A 15524-nucleotide genomic window follows, 5' to 3' on the forward strand; every position below is an offset into this window, starting at 1 on the left:
ATTTTCCATAATTATTCGTTTAAATTTGCACAACTAAAAAAATTCATAAACTAACATGTTTCACAAGTATTTAAAACTCGTATTGGCAGCTGGAGTTGTTGTTTTAGCAGTATTGCAATTTATTGATGAAAATATAGGTAACGGTATCTTGTTACTCTTATTGGCAGGTATTTTTATCTTTTTATATTTTAAAAACGAAATCTTATTATTAGCTTTTTTGCAAATGAGAAAACAAGATATGGTAGGAACTGAAAAGTGGCTGCTAAAAATCAAAAATCCAGAAATGTCTTTAATTACTTCTCAACAAGCTTACTACTACTATTTACAAGGCTTGATTGTAATTCAGAAAAACATGACCCAAGGCGAAAAGTTACTAAAGAAAGCATTAAACATTGGATTAAGAATGGGGCACGATCAGGCAATGGCTAAATTAAATTTGGCAGGGGTTGCTATGAGCAAACGTAGAAAAAGAGAAGCTACTACCTTGTTGAACGAAGCTAAAAAATTAGACAAACATGGTATGTTAGGAGATCAAATAAAAATGATGAAAGATCAGATGAAAAGAATCTAATTCTTTTTTACGTACACAATAAATACAAACAAAGCCTTCTAAAAATTAGAAGGCTTTGTAATTTGTTATCAGTTCTACTTTATTCTTTTACACAGGCACTACCAAGCTTTTATAAATTGCTTCATATTTTGGGAGTACAGCATCCATTTGAAAAGTTGCAGCTCTTTGTTGTGCATTTTCTTTAAAGGTTTCTAAAACTCCTTTATTTTCTATTAGTTTCAAGGTGTTTTTGGCCATATCTTCTACATCTCCAACGTTGCTTAAAAAACCTGTTTCTCCATGAATATTTACCTCTGGTAACCCTCCTGTATTACTAGAAATAACAGGAGTTCTAGCTGCCATCGCTTCCAAAGCAGCCAAACCAAAACTTTCGGATTTAGAAGGTAATAAAAAAACATCTGTATAACATAGTATTTTTGCTACTTCGGTACTATTTCCTAAAAATAAAATTTTGTGATATACATTTAGTTCTTTAGCTATTTTTTTTACTTCTACCATTTCGGGTCCCTCTCCTACCAACAATAATTTAGCAGGTTTAATAGCTGCTACTTTTGCAAAAATACGAACCACATCTTTCGCTCTTTTTACGGGCCTATAGTTACTAATATGTGTTAAAATGTACTCATCTTCTTTAGCAATATTTTTTCGTTGACAATCAACTGCTCCTAAGGGATGTTTTGCATATTTTTCTAACTCAATAAAATTGTACACAACTTCTATATCCCTTTTTATGTCGAACAAACGGAAGGTATCATCTTTAAGACTTTGCGATACCGATGTTACAACATCAGAATTGTTAATACTAAACTCAACAGCTGTTTTGTAGTTTGGATGGCTACCTACCAAAGTAATATCTGTACCATGTAGTGTAGTTACTACTCTTACATCAATTCCTTTTTGTGCCAACATTTGTTTGGCCATGTAAGCTGCATAAGCATGGGGTATGGCATAATGAACATGTAAAATATCTATCTTATATTTTTCTACAACTTGTGCCATTCTACTAGACAAAGCAAGTTCATAAGGTTGGTAATGAAACAGAGAATATTCCTGTATTTGTACTTGATGGAAATGAATTCCGCTAGCAATTAAATCCAATCTAACAGGAGGTTTGTAGGTAATAAAATGTACCTCATATCCTTTTTGTGCTAATGCCATTCCCAATTCTGTTGCTACTACCCCACTACCACCAAAAGTCGGGTAGCATACAATACCTATACGCATATGATTATTTTTCAATATCTGTCTATAAAACGATTCTTAACTTACGTGGTTACAAAATTAATGTAAAATAAGCCTGAATCCTACTATCAAAAACCAAGCCTTTGTATGCTAAACTTTTTTAAAAAAAATTATTTTTATCCAAAAAAAAGTTTAATTTCGCAACCGCTAAGTTAAGCATGGTGCCTTAGCTCAGTTGGTAGAGCAAAGGACTGAAAATCCTTGTGTCCCTGGTTCGATTCCTGGAGGCACCACACAAAAAACCGTTCCTAATTAGGAACGGTTTTTTTATATGATAAACTTCAACTTCTTTTTTAAACATATCACCCTCTAAACTTTCTAAAATTGGTATCTTTAAACTATTGAAGAAAACAGCCTTTTTTATGAAAATAATTGCTCCTTCCATTATACGTCAACTATTTATTCTTTTATTGATATTAACTACTGGCGGACTTATTTTTAGCAAAATGACTCCTTATTTATCAGGAGTATTGGGAGCTATTACTCTGTATGTAATCTTAAGCAAAGGGATGCATCTATTAACTAAAAAAGGTTGGAAAAAACACTGGTCTGCCACCGCGTTGTTAGCTCTATCTTTTGTAGCTATTTTGCTACCAATTCTTGGTGTATTTTTTATGTTATCAGAAAAAATTAAGAACATTTCTAAAAATTCAGATCAAATTATAGACGAAGTCAAACAAAAACTAGATGCAACCAAACAATACATTGGCTATGATGTAACGGAATTCATTAACACATCCGAAGTTTCTTCTTGGCTTTCTGAAAATTTACAAAGTTGGATTGGCGGTACTTTTAACACTGCTATGGTTATTTTTATCATGTACTTTTTGCTGTACTATATGTTAATCAACTTTCAGCATTTAAACACCTCCATATACAATTACCTTCCTTTAAAAAGAAAAAACTTTTCCCTTTTAGAAAAAGAAATTAACGCTATGGTAAAAGCCAATGCTTTGGGAATTCCACTAGTAGCAGTAGCACAAGGACTTGTAGCCCTTGTTGGTTTTTTTATTTTTAACATCGAAAACCCGTTTTTTTGGGCAGTTGTTGTAGCCATCGGTTCTATGATTCCGTTTATTGGTAGCATGTTAGGTACTTTGCCAGTTTTTGCCCTTACCTTTTCTAGTGGAGATGTGTTTAACGCTTGGGGAATTTTAGTATATGGAATTGTTTTTGTCGGAGCTACGGACAATATCATTCGTTTGTACGTACTTAATAAATTAGACGATGTACATCCATTAATTACACTTTTAGGAGTATTAATTGGTATTCCTCTATTTGGATTTATTGGTTTGGTTTTTGGCCCCTTGCTAGTAAGTATCTTTTTTGTGATGGTACGCATTTATAAAAATGAGTACAGCTCCTCAGATTCTAAAACTGCCACTTAATTTTTTACATTTCAGCCCTAAATTTTAACAATTCGGTCTTATTTTTCATTCACTTTTTGATATCATTATTATTTTTGACGTGTAAGTTAGCTACTATAACAACTGCTAAACCACTGATTAAATTGTTATTGTAATGTCATCAACCGTAAAAACTGAAAAACTACTTCCTTTAAAGTCTATAGCTGTATTGCCTTTTGTAAATATGAGTAGCAATTCTGAAAACAGCTATTTTTGTGATGGAATGACAGAAGAAATCATTAATGCATTGACCACCATTGCTAATTTGAAAGTGATTGCCAGAACCTCTTCTTTTGCCTACAAAAACAAAAACACCGATTTAAGAACTGTTGGACAAGAGCTTGGAGTGGTTTCTATTTTAGAAGGTAGTATTCGCTTTCAGAAAAAAAGAGTACGCATTACAGCGCAGCTAATTAACACTACCGATGGATTTCATTATTGGTCTCAAAATTTTGATAGAGAACTCCAAGATATTTTTCAACTTCAAGACGAAATTAGTTTGTTAATTGCAGATAAAATCCGAGAAAACTTTGGACACCTAGATCTTGAGGATAGCTTAGTAAAACCACCTGATATTTCCATTACTGCATACCAACATTTCTTACAAGCCAAAGCACTGATTGCAGAATTTAACAAACAAGCCATTTTGCAAGGAATTGATTTGCTAAAAAATATAATTAACGATTTTCCAAATTTCGCCCAAGCTTACGTAACCATTCACTACGCTTATAATAGTATGGCTGCTGGGGGCTTAATGCCTGTAGAAAAAGCTTTTGATTTAGGAGGTACTTACCTAAATAAAGCCAACGATTTAGATATGTATTTGCCCGAAGTTTACCATTCTAAAGGTTGGGATGCATTAAACAAAAACTGGGATTTTATTCACGCTGTACAACACTTGCAAAAAGCCATACAATTGTTACCTAATTATGCCGATGCACATCAAAAATTATTCATCACCTTAATTCTTGAGGGCAATTTATCTCAGGCACAAACTCATATTCAGCATGCGTACGAGTTAGATCCTTTAAACGATCTTAACAATTATTTTATGGCTTACAATGCCTATATAAATTCCGATGCTCAAAACACCAATGTTTATTTTAATCGCTGTTTTGAAATTAACAATAAGTTTATAGTAGGATATAGTATTTATGCATTGGCCTTAATACATCAAAAAAGGAGCAAACACATCCTTAGACTTTGTGAGCAAATTCCCCCAATAGAAGGTTCGGATATTGAAATAAAAATTATGCAAACCTTGGCTTATGCAGCAATGCAACATCAAAGTAAATTACAAGTGCATTTAGACCAACTTCAACTTTTGTTATCTTCCGACAGCAGAGAAAGAGTACGTTTTTTTCTAATTTATGTCTATGTATTACTTAAGGAAGATAGACTTGCTTTACAATTAATAGATCAGGGAATTGAAAATAAAGAACCTTTAATGACTTTGTTAAAGGTTGATCCTTTGCTAAAACCATTACATCGCTACCAAAAATTCAATCAACAATTACAAACTATTTTTAAGCTGTCTAACACTCATATATTGTCAGAAAAAACAACTGTAAAAAAACCACTTTCTTCTAGTTTAATTGCTACTTACAAAAATAAATTGCAAACAAGCATGGAACAAGATCAGGTGTATTTAGATTCTTCTTTATCGTTACGTAAACTTGCCCAAAAAATTGATCTTCACCCCAACCAACTCTCTTGGTTGCTAAACGATTGTTTTGATCAAAATTTTAATGATTTCATCAATTTCTACAGAATTCAACATTTTAAAAAGTTAGCCGTACAGCCAGGTTCAGAGCAATACACACTGCTTAGTTTAGCTTACGAAAGTGGCTTTAATTCTAAAAGTGTGTTTAATGCCTGTTTTAAAAAGCAAGAAGCTAATACCCCTAGTCAGTGGGTAAAATCTGTTAAAAAACCATCTAATTTCTTAACAACTTAAAGCATTTAAAATTAAACACTTATCTACTTTTGTTTTTGGCACCTTAAAGTCAAAAAAATCTTGCAAAGGAGTCTCAAAACCTTTATGATTTAAATATTGATGTAGCGCTGTATTTAAGCCTTGCGTAAATTTTTGATGTTTGGCTCCTTTAGGATCTTTGTGAAATAAATCATTCTCTGCAAAACCTTTAAAAACAGGACCTGTTACTTCAATATCGTAAGCATCTGGATTTTTTCCTACAGGACTATGAGCTGTACAAGCAAACAAATGCCAAAAACCAGACTGTATACATTGATGATAAAACAATTGTCTTACCACCTCTAACGAATCAATTGTTTCTTGTATCGTTTGTGTTGGGAATCCGTACATTAAATAAGCATGAACCATGATATTATGATTTGAAAAGGCCTTGGTTACTCTTGCTACCTGAGCAATATCTACCCCCTTTTTCATTTTGGTCAACAATCTATCGGATGCTACTTCTAGACCACCAGTAACAGCAATACAGCCTGATTTTGCTAACAAAGCACAAAGTTCTTCGTTAAATGTTTTCTCGAAACGAATATTTGTCCACCAGGTAATGTATACCTTTCTTTCTAAAAGTTTATGAGCTAAAGCTCTTAACATTTTTGGAGGTGCTGCTTCATCTACAAAATGAAAACCTCTAATGCCTGTTTCACTGATTATTTTTTCTATTTTGTTTACCAAATCATCGGCTGTGGTGTTTTGGTAGTTTCCTATATAATCTAAAGTTACATCACAAAAAGAACATTGTTTCCAATAACATCCGTGGGCAATTGTTAGTTTGTTCCACCTACCATCCGACCACATTCTGTGCATTGGGTTCATTACATCTAAAAATGACAAATATTTATCATGAGGCAGGCCAACATAACTTGGAGCTGGTAAGTTTTTGTGATGGAAAATAGTATTGGGAATCTTGTTTTTATACACTACTTTTCCTGACTGGATTTTGTAAGTTCTTTCCAACTCATTTTCTGACACATTGTTTTGTAAGTACTGAATCAGTTTTAACAAAGGTCCTTCTCCATCATCTAAAGTAATAAAATCAACATAATTAAAAACTCTGGGATCAGACAACCTCCTTAATTCCGTATTACAATAACCTCCTCCTAGTGTAATTCTTAGTTGTGGAAATTCCTGTTTTAAATACTGTGCACATCGCAAAGCAGAAAATAAATTTCCTGGAAAAGGTATACTAAACCCCACCAAATCATATGCTTTTTGGGTTACCTGTTCTTTTAACAGATACAACATTTCGTCCTCTATAATAGTGGTTTCGTATTGCAACAAATCGTCTATTTCGTCAAAACTAGAAGCAGCTCTGGCAATGTGTTCGGCATAGCGAGTAAAAGAGAAAAACTCATCCACATTAGCTTGTATAAAATCGCCTAATTCTTCTACAAACAAAGTAGCCAAATGCTTAGCTTTGTCTAATATTCCTAAATTCCCAAAAGTTGTGCTTAGATCACTTTCTAACTGAATTCTTCTATGTCCTTGTGGTAAATAACTTGGGTGATTTATTTGATAAGCAGCCGTAATTTCTTGATTTCTTAAATAATTCATCACAGAATCTACCTTATCTATGTATTCCTCTTTGTATTTCCAAACCAAAGGAAATTCATAGTTACCCAACATTTCTGCTTGTTTAAAAAGTGCCTCTACATATTCTGATGTAAAAATTTCCGTAAACAACTCAATACTTAAATCCATTTGATCTACACAAACCCCTTTGGTTTCTAAAAAACCTTTGAGATACGCTGTGGCAGGATATGCTGTGTTGAGTTGGGTAAAGGGTGGAGTGATTAATAAAACGTTTGCCGACATATAGGTAATAAAACCACAAAGGTAAATCTTATATAGCTACTTGAAAAATCTATTTTGTTACAATAAAGTACAAAAAAAACAGAGCTAAGAAGTGTTTCTTAGCTCTGTTTTAAATGTTCCTGAAAAATTATTCTTTTATTTCCATAAACTCTACAGGAGAACCATTGTGTGCTATAAACACTACTCGAACTCCTTTTGCAGGACTAAACGGAGCTACAACAACTTCTTTCCCTTTAATAGCCTCTTCTATATTAGGAACCAAATAAGCTACGTGAGGTATAGAGGTTACCAAAGGATGCCAAGGACTATCGGCATCAAATTTTACCCACTCTATCTTGTATTCGTCTTTGTCAAATTCTGTAAAGTGAACTTTTCCTGGTTCAAAAAAACCATCCCATTCTTTATCTTCGGTTGTTGGGATTCCGATGTGGCTAAACTTATATTCCATTTTTTTTGGTTTTGATGTATTTATTTTATGATAAAATCTAAGCTGTAGTTTCCTGATGGAAGTATATACTTAGGTAAAGTCTCGGAAAGCGTTCCTCCCAAACTCCAATGAGCTGTATCTATGTTTAATGTATAAAACCCTTGAGGTTTTAAATCGTATGGATGCTTGGCTTGCATGATATTTTTTGCAGCATATGGCCATATAGAAAAATTAAAGTAAGGAGCTCCTTCTAGAACAAGGCTTTCTTTTTTATCTGAACTTAAAGCCAACCATCTTACATCGGATCTGTTTCCATTTTCTTGAGGAAATACATAGTTTGTAAATAAATCTTCTGTTTTAAAACTAAACTCATCCACTACCGTTCCTCTTTTTCTATCTACATAATTTTCCCAAGGTCCTTTTCCGTAAAAACGAGTTTGTGTATAGTCTTTAGAAACCCCCATTTCCATACCAAAACGAATTAGACTAGGTAGAGATTTTTTTGCTTCCATGTCCATTTTTACAGCAACTCTTCCATCCGACAAAAAGGTATAGGTTAACAAGATTTTTACCTCGTCTTTATAGATTTTTGTTACCAAAACTTTTGCTGAACTCTTTCCTGTACTTACATCTACTTGAGTTGTTTTTAATTTGTCTGCTAAAAACTCCCAATATTTTCTCGATTTTTTGAAATCTCTACTACTAGCTCCCCTAATATCATTGTCTACAGGTGGACGGAAAAAATTAGGTTGTAATGGAAATTGTATCTGCTCCTTACTATTTTTTGTAAAAGAAATTAATGCTCCAGATTCTTTTGAAACTTTTGCTGTAAAACGTTTTCCTAAAACCTGTATTTCACTCTCTGTCTGACGAACCATCACTGTTGATTTTGATTGAGAAATTAATTCAACAGCATTGGTATTGTCTTGCAACAATAATTGTTCATAAGCTACTTGATGTCCTTTTTTTGCCCACCATTTTTCAGATGCTTCGTGTACAGAAATAGTCAACCAGTACTCTTTTCCTTTTTTAAAACGTATTTTTTTTAGGGGAATCGTTAATATTGCTTCAGACTTAGGAGCAACATTGGTGTTTTTTAAAATTCCGTATTGAATTTCTTTTCCATTTTCTGACACCGACCATTGCACCTCATATTGATTTAAATTGGTAAACCCCAGATGGTTGGTAGCCTTAATTTTCCCAGATTTTACATCCGCTTCCTTAAAATTAAACGGTTGAAAAATATACTTGCATTCCCAAGCATGCGGATTTGGTTGTCTGTCCGAAGAAAAAACTCCGTTAATACAGAAATTTTTATCATTAGGTACATCTCCAAAATCTCCTCCATAAGCAAAGTACTTTTCTCCTTTTTCAGTTGTTGCTTCCAATCCTTGGTCTACCATATCCCAAATAAAACCTCCTATTAAATTCTTTTTTGAGTGAATTAAATCCCAATATTCACCTAAGTTTCCTATAGAATTACCCATGGCATGTGCATATTCACACATTACAATAGGTCGGTCTATCTGTTTGCTTTCAGACATGGCTTTTAATTGATATATTTCTGGGTACATTCTACTTAACACATCTACATAATCAGGATCATCAGGATTGGCATGTGCTTTCCCTCTAAACTTTTTTTGTCCCTCTTCTCCTTCTAAATAATCGGGATCGGTAGGATCTCCTTGTGCCCCTTCATAATGTACAAAACGAGAAGGATCGTAATCTTTTATCCAACCTGCAGCAGCAGCAAAAGCAGGACCAGTACCCGATTCATTTCCCATAGACCAAGAAATAATAGAAGGATGATTTTTATCTCTATCAACCATTCTCATAATTCTACTCAATATAGGAATAGCCAAACTCGGTTGTTGGGGTGCATAGCTTCCTAAATGATGTGTTTCTATATTTGCTTCGTCCATTACGTACAACCCATATTGATCGCACAAATCGTAAAAATAAGGGTCGTTAGGATAGTGAGATGTTCGAACGGCATTAAAATTGAATTTCTTTAATAATCTAACGTCATCTTCCATGTCTTTTCTAGTCAAAGCTTTTCCTCTAACTGCGTGATGATCGTGACGATTGACTCCCATAATCTTCACTTCTTTTCCATTAATAAGGAGTTCGTTGTCTTTACCAAACGCTATTTTTCTAAATCCAATTTTCTGACTCCTAGACTCTACTATATTTCCTTCTGGATCTTTTACATCAAAAACAATGGTGTATAAATAAGGCTGTTCCACAGACCATTTTTTGGGATTTTTAATCATCGTATCTAAAAAACCAAATTTGGTAATATCTCTCTGTGGCCATCTTTCAAAGTGAATGGCTTCTATATCACAAGTCAATTCTTGCTGCAATACTTCTTGTTGATTGGCATCGTATAACTGAGCTGCTAATTTCCAACCTTTCAATGCTTCCTCATCACCTTTCATCCAAATATGCGGACGAACTTCTAAACGCCCATCTTTTAAATCATCTTCTAAATTTGTACGAATATAAAAGTCATTCAACGCAATTTTAGGTTGTGCCAACAACATCACTTCTCTGTGAATACCACTTAGTCTCCACATATCTTGATCTTCTAAATAACTTCCATCACTCCATCTAAATACCTGAACAGCCACCCTATTTTTTCCTGTATTGATGTAATCTGTAATATCAAACTCTGCTGCCAATCTACTTCCTTGACTGTACCCAACTTTTTTTCCATTGACCCAAACATAAAAAGCAGAAGAAACCCCTCCAAAATGCAAAATTACAGATTGATTTTTCCAAGACTCATCAATGTTAAAATCTCTATAATAGCTTCCCACAGGATTGTCTCTATACTTTTCTATAAAAGGAAATTGTGGCGGATGCGGCCCCATGTAGCTAAAATTACGTTTTCCTCCGTTTTCAATATCGGGAGTAAAAGGATAAATTATGTTGGTATAAATAGGCTGACCATAACCCTGCAATTCCCAATTTGATGGAACGGGAATGTCTTTCCAATCGGTACTATTTCCATTAAAATCTTTGGCTATAAAATTGGTAGGTCTTTCGGTAGAACGCTTAACAAAGTTAAATTTCCAAGTACCATTTAAAAACTGAACTCTTGCTTTTTTTCTATTCCCTTGTAAAGCATCTGCATGATTTTTATAAGAATAGCTAGGTACCCTTGCCCTAAGTTTATTTTGTTCAAACATTAGTTCGTTTTCCCAATCATTTTGCTGGGCAAACACAAAATTTACAGCCACCAACAGCAGCCATAAAAAACTTTTTTTCACGTTCATTTTATTATTTTATTGGTTTGTTTTTTGCGATTTTTTATTGGCTATAAAAAGGTCTTAATTATTTAAGTACATTTTTTGAAAAGCTTTGGGGTTTACCCCTTTTATTTTTTTAAACTGTCTGTTAAAATTGGTTTGCGAATTGTAACCACAACTGTAAGTAACTTCAGAAATAGATAGTTTGTTATCTATTAACAATTTACAAGCATGTCCTACTCTTACTTCGTTTAAAAATTGTGAAAAAGTTTTGTGCATTCTTTTCTTAAAAAATCTACAGAAAGGAGAAACACCCAAATGTGCAATATTGGCAACCTCTTCTAGATGAATTTCTCTGCTTAAATTTTCTAATACGTATTGGTATACCTTTTCTAGCCTTTGTGAATCTTTAACGTATATTTTTTCAGTGTATCCATTGCTGGCAAATTCTTTAGTATCTTTTGCTGAGGCCAATGCATATAAAATTCCCAACATACATTCTATACTTTTGTAGCCTGTTAAAGTTAACAGCTTAGACATTTCTCCTGCTACAAAAGTTCTTACCTCTTCGTTTAAAAAAGCAACTCCATTACTCGCTTTGGTCAATAGGTTCTTAATTAGTACCATTTCTGTAATTTCAAAAAAATCTTTTCCTAAAAAGTCTTCATTAAAATGTAGTACTATTACTTCTGCCTTTTTATTGATGTCTTTATGATATGCATCTGAGTTTCTCCATAAATGAGGCATATTACTTCCTATCAAAGCCAATTCTCCAGAAGAAAACTCATGTACATTATCTCCTATAAAACAAGTTCCCTCTCCTTCTATTATGTAAATCAATTCTAGTTCTTGATGCAAATGCCAAGACTCATCTAGGTAAGGCTTGTTGTTTTGATAAACTGAAAAGCTTTTATTAGAAGGCGTTATTTTTTTCTGTAAAATCTTCAAGGTTAAATAATTATTACGTCGTTCAAGTATAAAATTAACACATTTAATCAATATAATACTCCTTATCCTTAAAAATTGTCAATAAAATACTTGTTTAGGTATATTGTTGTTAAATAAATGCACAATTATTAACGAAATTTGTTAAAACTTAATATACAACTTTATGGATACCTATTTGTTTGCAATTATTCTAGTTTTAATTGCCAGTTTATTTCAAGGAAGCTTTGGATTGGGAATGAAATACATAGCTCCTTTAAAATGGGAAGCCTGGTGGATTGTTCATGCAACAGTAGCTATGGTTATTTTTCCTTTGTTATGGGCTTTTTTAGTCGTTCCAGACTTATTTAGTATAATAGCACAAGCTCCTAGCAATGAAATTTTTTCGGGAGCAGCCTTAGGTTTTGGATGGGGAATAGGAGGAATTATGTTTGGAGTCTCTGTTGGATATATAGGAATGTCTTTGACTTATGGAATTGTAATGGGGCTTTGTTCTATTGCTGGGGCATTAATTCCCATGTTTTTAAAATACAACTCTATAAATAAAGATAGTATTCCTTATATATTATTGGGTTTAATTCTGTTAGCTGTTGCCGTTGTTGTGGTAACCATTGCAGGATTAAAAAGAGATAAATTATTAGCTATACAAGGAGCAGAAATAGAAGGAATTAAAAAAGGGGCTGCCTTTAAAAAAGGATTGATAATTGCTTCGGTCAGCGGAATTTTATCTGCCATGCTTGCTGTAGGGTTTGACAATACCCCAGAAATAGGAAAACTAGCAGAAAAAGCGGGAGCCTTACAAAGAAACACTGCCTTGGCTCGCTGGGTTGTTGTTTTGGCGGGAGCTTATGTAATGAATTTAGGATATAGTTTGTTCTTACTCATCAAGAACAATTCATTCAACTCCTTTAAAACACCACAAATGGGAAAAGCACTTAAATGGTCTATCATTGCTGGGCTGCTATGGTTTGCTGCTTTAGGAACTTACGGACAAGGTGTTGCTCTGATGGGAGAAATAGGAACCATGATTGCCTGGCCTATGATGTTGGGTATTTCTTTAATCATTAGCAATATTTGGGCTTATCGATCAGGAGAATGGAAAAACGCTACCAAACCTTTTCAGACATTATTACTGGGAATAGGAATTATTATTATCGCAACTTGCGTATTGGCATATTCTAACACTTTATAAAACAAAACTAACACAAATAGAGCTTCCTAGGATTTTTTTAATGCAGGTTGCTCCTAACTAATTATAGAATTAATGATGAGGATTAAAGAAATTACACCTTATGTATTGATTAGTAAATTGGACGAACCTTTTTACTTTTCACAGTGGCAATACGACACTAGAAAGATTTGTTTGGTAAAAATTACCTTAGAAGACGGAACTTATGGATGGGGAGAAGGGTATGGTCCTGCTGATGTAATTAAAGCAGGTATTGAGTATTTTACTCCTTTTATCAAAGGAAAGTCTGCACTAGAACACGAAACCATTTGGCAAGAAATGTACTTGCGTTCACTTGACTTTGGCCGTAGTGGTATTTTTCAGGCTGCTGTAAGTGCTATTGATGTTGCTTTATGGGATTTGAAAGGAAAAATCTTAAACCAACCTGTATCTGTACTTTTAGGAGGTGTAAAAAATCCTGAAATTCATCCCTATGCAACAGGTTTATATTTTGAACGCGTAGAAAATCTAGAAAAAAAACTAGTTGATGAGGCTTTGTTGTACAAAAGTCAAGGATTTAAAGCTATAAAAATGAAAGTTGGTTTAGGAATTGAGCCCGATACTCATTATGTAAAAGCAGTTAGAGCAGCCATTGGTAATGATATTAAATTAATGATAGATGCCAATCACGCATACTCTTACAAAGAAGCTTTGGAACTCGCTTTAAAAGTAGAAAAATACAACATTTCGTGGTTTGAAGAACCCGTTTCCCCTGAAGATTATGATGGTTATAAAAAATTACGCTTACGCACTTCTATCCCAATAGCAGGTGGAGAGTGCGAGTATTTAAAACATGGTTTTAAGCGTTTGTTTGACAACGATTCTGTAGACATTGCTCAACCCGATATTTGTGCCACAGGAGGTTTAACAGAAGCTAAAAGAATTGCCTCTTTGGCTCAAACTTATTCTAAAGATGTGGTTCCGCATACTTGGGGAACATGGATTGCCATTAGTGCTGCCGTACATTTTGTTGCAAATCTAGACAAAAACCCTGGTAGAATGTATTCTGAAAAACCTGTAATGGAATTAGACAGAACAGAAAATCCGCTAAGAGATAAAGTAGTAAAACATAGTTTGATTATAGAAAACGGGGTATTGACCGTACCTAAAGTTCCTGGTTTAGGAGTAGACATTAATGAAGAAGCTTTAATTAAATACTCCTGTCAAAACAGCAATACAAATCACCTTATAAAATAATTTATGTATGAGCAATTTACTTTTTGGACATAAAAATTTATACATCAACGGAGAATTAAAACCCGCTAGCAATAATGGGGTGTTTGATGTGATTTCTCCAGCTACTGAAAAAAGCATAGGAACCATTGCTTGGGCAACCAAACAAGATACCCTAAAAGCTTTAGAAACCGCTGAACAAGGATTTCATTATTGGTCTCAACTTTCTATTGAAGACCGTAACCAATGGATTCATAAACTACGAAACAAAATAGTTGAAAACAGCGATTTGTTGCGTGAAGCCATTATGAACGAGATGGGAAAAACATGGGAAGCTTCGGAAGAAGACGTAGAACTTTTAATCAAGTCTTTGGAATTTTATGCTGATGAAATACACAATAGAAATCCAGAAGAAATAGCAGATAAAGAAGGCACACACTCTCATAAAATAGTAGCAAAACCATTAGGAGTAGCTGTGGCATTCTTAGCGTATAACTTTCCATTACTTAACTTAGGATATAAGCTAGGACCCGCTTTAGCAGCAGGCTGTAGTATTGTTTTAAAACCGTCGGAATTCTCTCCTATTTCGGCTTATATTATAGGAGAAATTGCGAAAGAAATTAATTTTCCTAAAGGAGTAATTACTGTTCTTTGTGGTGATTTAGAAAATGTTGGTATTCCATTGTGCGAAAGTACCATTCCGCAACTAATTACCATGATTGGGTCTGCAGGTACAGCTCAAAAATTAATGGAGCAAAGTAGCAAAACTTCTATCAAACGTTACAGTATGGAATGTGGTGGTAATGCTCCTTTTATTGTTTGCGAAGATGCTGATCTGGATACTGCCATTAACATTGGATCTATTTTAAAAACTAGCAACTCTGGACAAATATGTGTGGCTCCTAACCGCTATTTTGTGCATCAATCGGTTTTAGATGCTTTTGTAGCTGGAGTTAAAGCAAAATTTGAAAAAACAAAAATAGGTTTTGGACGTGATAACAAACCCGACATGGGACCATTGGCTAACAAACAATCCGTAGCTAAGGTAAAAGAAATTGTAAATAGAGCTATTGCACAAGGTGGAAAATTAATTACAGGAGGTAAAGAAATTGAAGGAGATGGTTATTATTTTGAACCGACCATTATTCTATTTGATAAACCTTATGCAGATATTATGGAAGAAGAAATTTTTGGTCCTGTAGTAATTGCTGTTCCCTTTACAGACAAAGCAGAGGTACTAAAATTAGCCAATAATGTTGATGCTGGTCTTTCGTCTTTTGTGTTTTCTAAAAGCAATGAAACCATTCAGTACTTTGCCCAAAATTTAGACTTTGGAGAAATTCAAGTCAACGGAGTTAAATACGATATCTATTTACCTCATGTGGGGGTTAAAAATGCTGGTGTTAGTATGGACTGTTCTAAATATGCATTAGACGATTATTTATCAAAAAGAAGAATTACCATCAAACTATAAAA

The 15524-nt window shown here is 33.8% G+C and carries 11 protein-coding genes and 1 tRNA gene; 7 read left to right on the forward strand and 5 right to left on the reverse strand.

The features are described from left to right. Window positions 1-55 precede the first annotated feature (55 nt). Window positions 56-571: a hypothetical protein gene (locus FS85_RS0112585; RefSeq protein ID WP_010136702.1), complete on the forward strand. Its 516-nt coding sequence runs from the start codon at window positions 56-58 to the stop codon at window positions 569-571. An 87-nt stretch (window positions 572-658) separates the two neighbouring features. Here FS85_RS0112585 and bshA read toward each other — a convergent pair whose 3' ends face one another. After that, window positions 659-1795: an N-acetyl-alpha-D-glucosaminyl L-malate synthase BshA gene (bshA, locus tag FS85_RS0112590; RefSeq protein WP_010136703.1), complete on the reverse strand. Its 1137-nt coding sequence runs from the start codon at window positions 1793-1795 to the stop codon at window positions 659-661. 178 nt (window positions 1796-1973) lie between these two features. On the opposite strand from bshA, the gene FS85_RS0112595 reads away from it, so the two are divergent. The 3 genes from FS85_RS0112595 (at window position 1974) to FS85_RS0112605 (ending at window position 5176) form a co-directional block, all read left to right on the forward strand. Further along, window positions 1974-2046: transfer RNA gene (locus FS85_RS0112595), tRNA-Phe, on the forward strand. Between the two features lie 129 nt (window positions 2047-2175). After that, window positions 2176-3201: an AI-2E family transporter gene (locus FS85_RS0112600; protein ID WP_010136704.1), complete on the forward strand. Its 1026-nt coding sequence runs from the start codon at window positions 2176-2178 to the stop codon at window positions 3199-3201. 133 nt (window positions 3202-3334) lie between these two features. Next, window positions 3335-5176, forward strand: a complete 1842-nt coding sequence (locus FS85_RS0112605) for a helix-turn-helix domain-containing protein (protein ID WP_010136705.1) — start codon at window positions 3335-3337, stop codon at window positions 5174-5176. On the opposite strand, the gene FS85_RS0112610 is transcribed toward FS85_RS0112605, so the two are convergent. From FS85_RS0112610 to FS85_RS0112625, 4 genes are all read right to left on the reverse strand, one after another. Next, window positions 5165-7024, reverse strand: a complete 1860-nt coding sequence (locus tag FS85_RS0112610; protein WP_010136706.1) for a B12-binding domain-containing radical SAM protein — start codon at window positions 7022-7024, stop codon at window positions 5165-5167. The genes FS85_RS0112605 and FS85_RS0112610 overlap by 12 nt on opposite strands. Before the next feature lie 127 nt (window positions 7025-7151). Then, window positions 7152-7472, reverse strand: a complete 321-nt coding sequence (locus FS85_RS0112615) for a hypothetical protein (protein WP_010136707.1) — start codon at window positions 7470-7472, stop codon at window positions 7152-7154. 20 nt (window positions 7473-7492) lie between these two features. Next, entirely contained in the window at window positions 7493-10729 is a 3237-nt protein-coding gene (locus FS85_RS0112620; RefSeq protein ID WP_010136708.1) for a glycoside hydrolase family 2 TIM barrel-domain containing protein, read from the reverse strand. Between the two features lie 54 nt (window positions 10730-10783). Further along, complete coding sequence (locus FS85_RS0112625; RefSeq protein WP_010136710.1) at window positions 10784-11650, reverse strand: AraC family transcriptional regulator; 867 nt, start codon at window positions 11648-11650, stop codon at window positions 10784-10786. Window positions 11651-11813: 163 nt separating this feature from the next. Here FS85_RS0112625 and FS85_RS0112630 point away from each other — a divergent pair, with 163 nt between their 5' ends. The 3 genes from FS85_RS0112630 (at window position 11814) to FS85_RS0112640 (ending at window position 15522) form a co-directional block, all read left to right on the forward strand. Beyond that, window positions 11814-12839, forward strand: a complete 1026-nt coding sequence (locus FS85_RS0112630) for an L-rhamnose/proton symporter RhaT (protein WP_010136711.1) — start codon at window positions 11814-11816, stop codon at window positions 12837-12839. Window positions 12840-12911: 72 nt separating this feature from the next. Continuing rightward, entirely contained in the window at window positions 12912-14072 is a 1161-nt protein-coding gene (locus FS85_RS0112635; RefSeq protein WP_237706967.1) for a mandelate racemase/muconate lactonizing enzyme family protein, read from the forward strand. A gap of 7 nt (window positions 14073-14079) precedes the next feature. Further along, the gene (locus FS85_RS0112640) at window positions 14080-15522 is read left to right on the forward strand and encodes an aldehyde dehydrogenase family protein (protein WP_010136713.1); all 1443 of its coding nucleotides are present in this window, start codon (window positions 14080-14082) and stop codon (window positions 15520-15522) included. The last annotated feature ends 2 nt before the right edge of the window (window positions 15523-15524 follow it).

It is taken from the genome of Ochrovirga pacifica (genome assembly GCF_000220525.1).
In the GTDB taxonomy this organism is placed as follows: domain Bacteria; phylum Bacteroidota; class Bacteroidia; order Flavobacteriales; family Flavobacteriaceae; genus Ochrovirga; species Ochrovirga pacifica.

Coding starts and splice junctions, on each gene's coding strand:
- FS85_RS0112620 (WP_010136708.1), bottom strand. CDS start 10,729: ATGAACGTGAAAAAAAGTTTTTTATGGCTGCTGTTGGTGGCTGTAAAT.
- FS85_RS0112585 (WP_010136702.1), top strand. CDS start 56: ATGTTTCACAAGTATTTAAAACTCGTATTGGCAGCTGGAGTTGTTGTT.
- FS85_RS0112635 (WP_237706967.1), top strand. CDS start 12,912: ATGATGAGGATTAAAGAAATTACACCTTATGTATTGATTAGTAAATTG.
- FS85_RS0112615 (WP_010136707.1), bottom strand. CDS start 7,472: ATGGAATATAAGTTTAGCCACATCGGAATCCCAACAACCGAAGATAAA.
- FS85_RS0112605 (WP_010136705.1), top strand. CDS start 3,335: ATGTCATCAACCGTAAAAACTGAAAAACTACTTCCTTTAAAGTCTATA.
- bshA (WP_010136703.1), bottom strand. CDS start 1,795: ATGCGTATAGGTATTGTATGCTACCCGACTTTTGGTGGTAGTGGGGTA.
- FS85_RS0112610 (WP_010136706.1), bottom strand. CDS start 7,024: ATGTCGGCAAACGTTTTATTAATCACTCCACCCTTTACCCAACTCAAC.
- FS85_RS0112600 (WP_010136704.1), top strand. CDS start 2,176: ATGAAAATAATTGCTCCTTCCATTATACGTCAACTATTTATTCTTTTA.
- FS85_RS0112630 (WP_010136711.1), top strand. CDS start 11,814: ATGGATACCTATTTGTTTGCAATTATTCTAGTTTTAATTGCCAGTTTA.
- FS85_RS0112640 (WP_010136713.1), top strand. CDS start 14,080: ATGAGCAATTTACTTTTTGGACATAAAAATTTATACATCAACGGAGAA.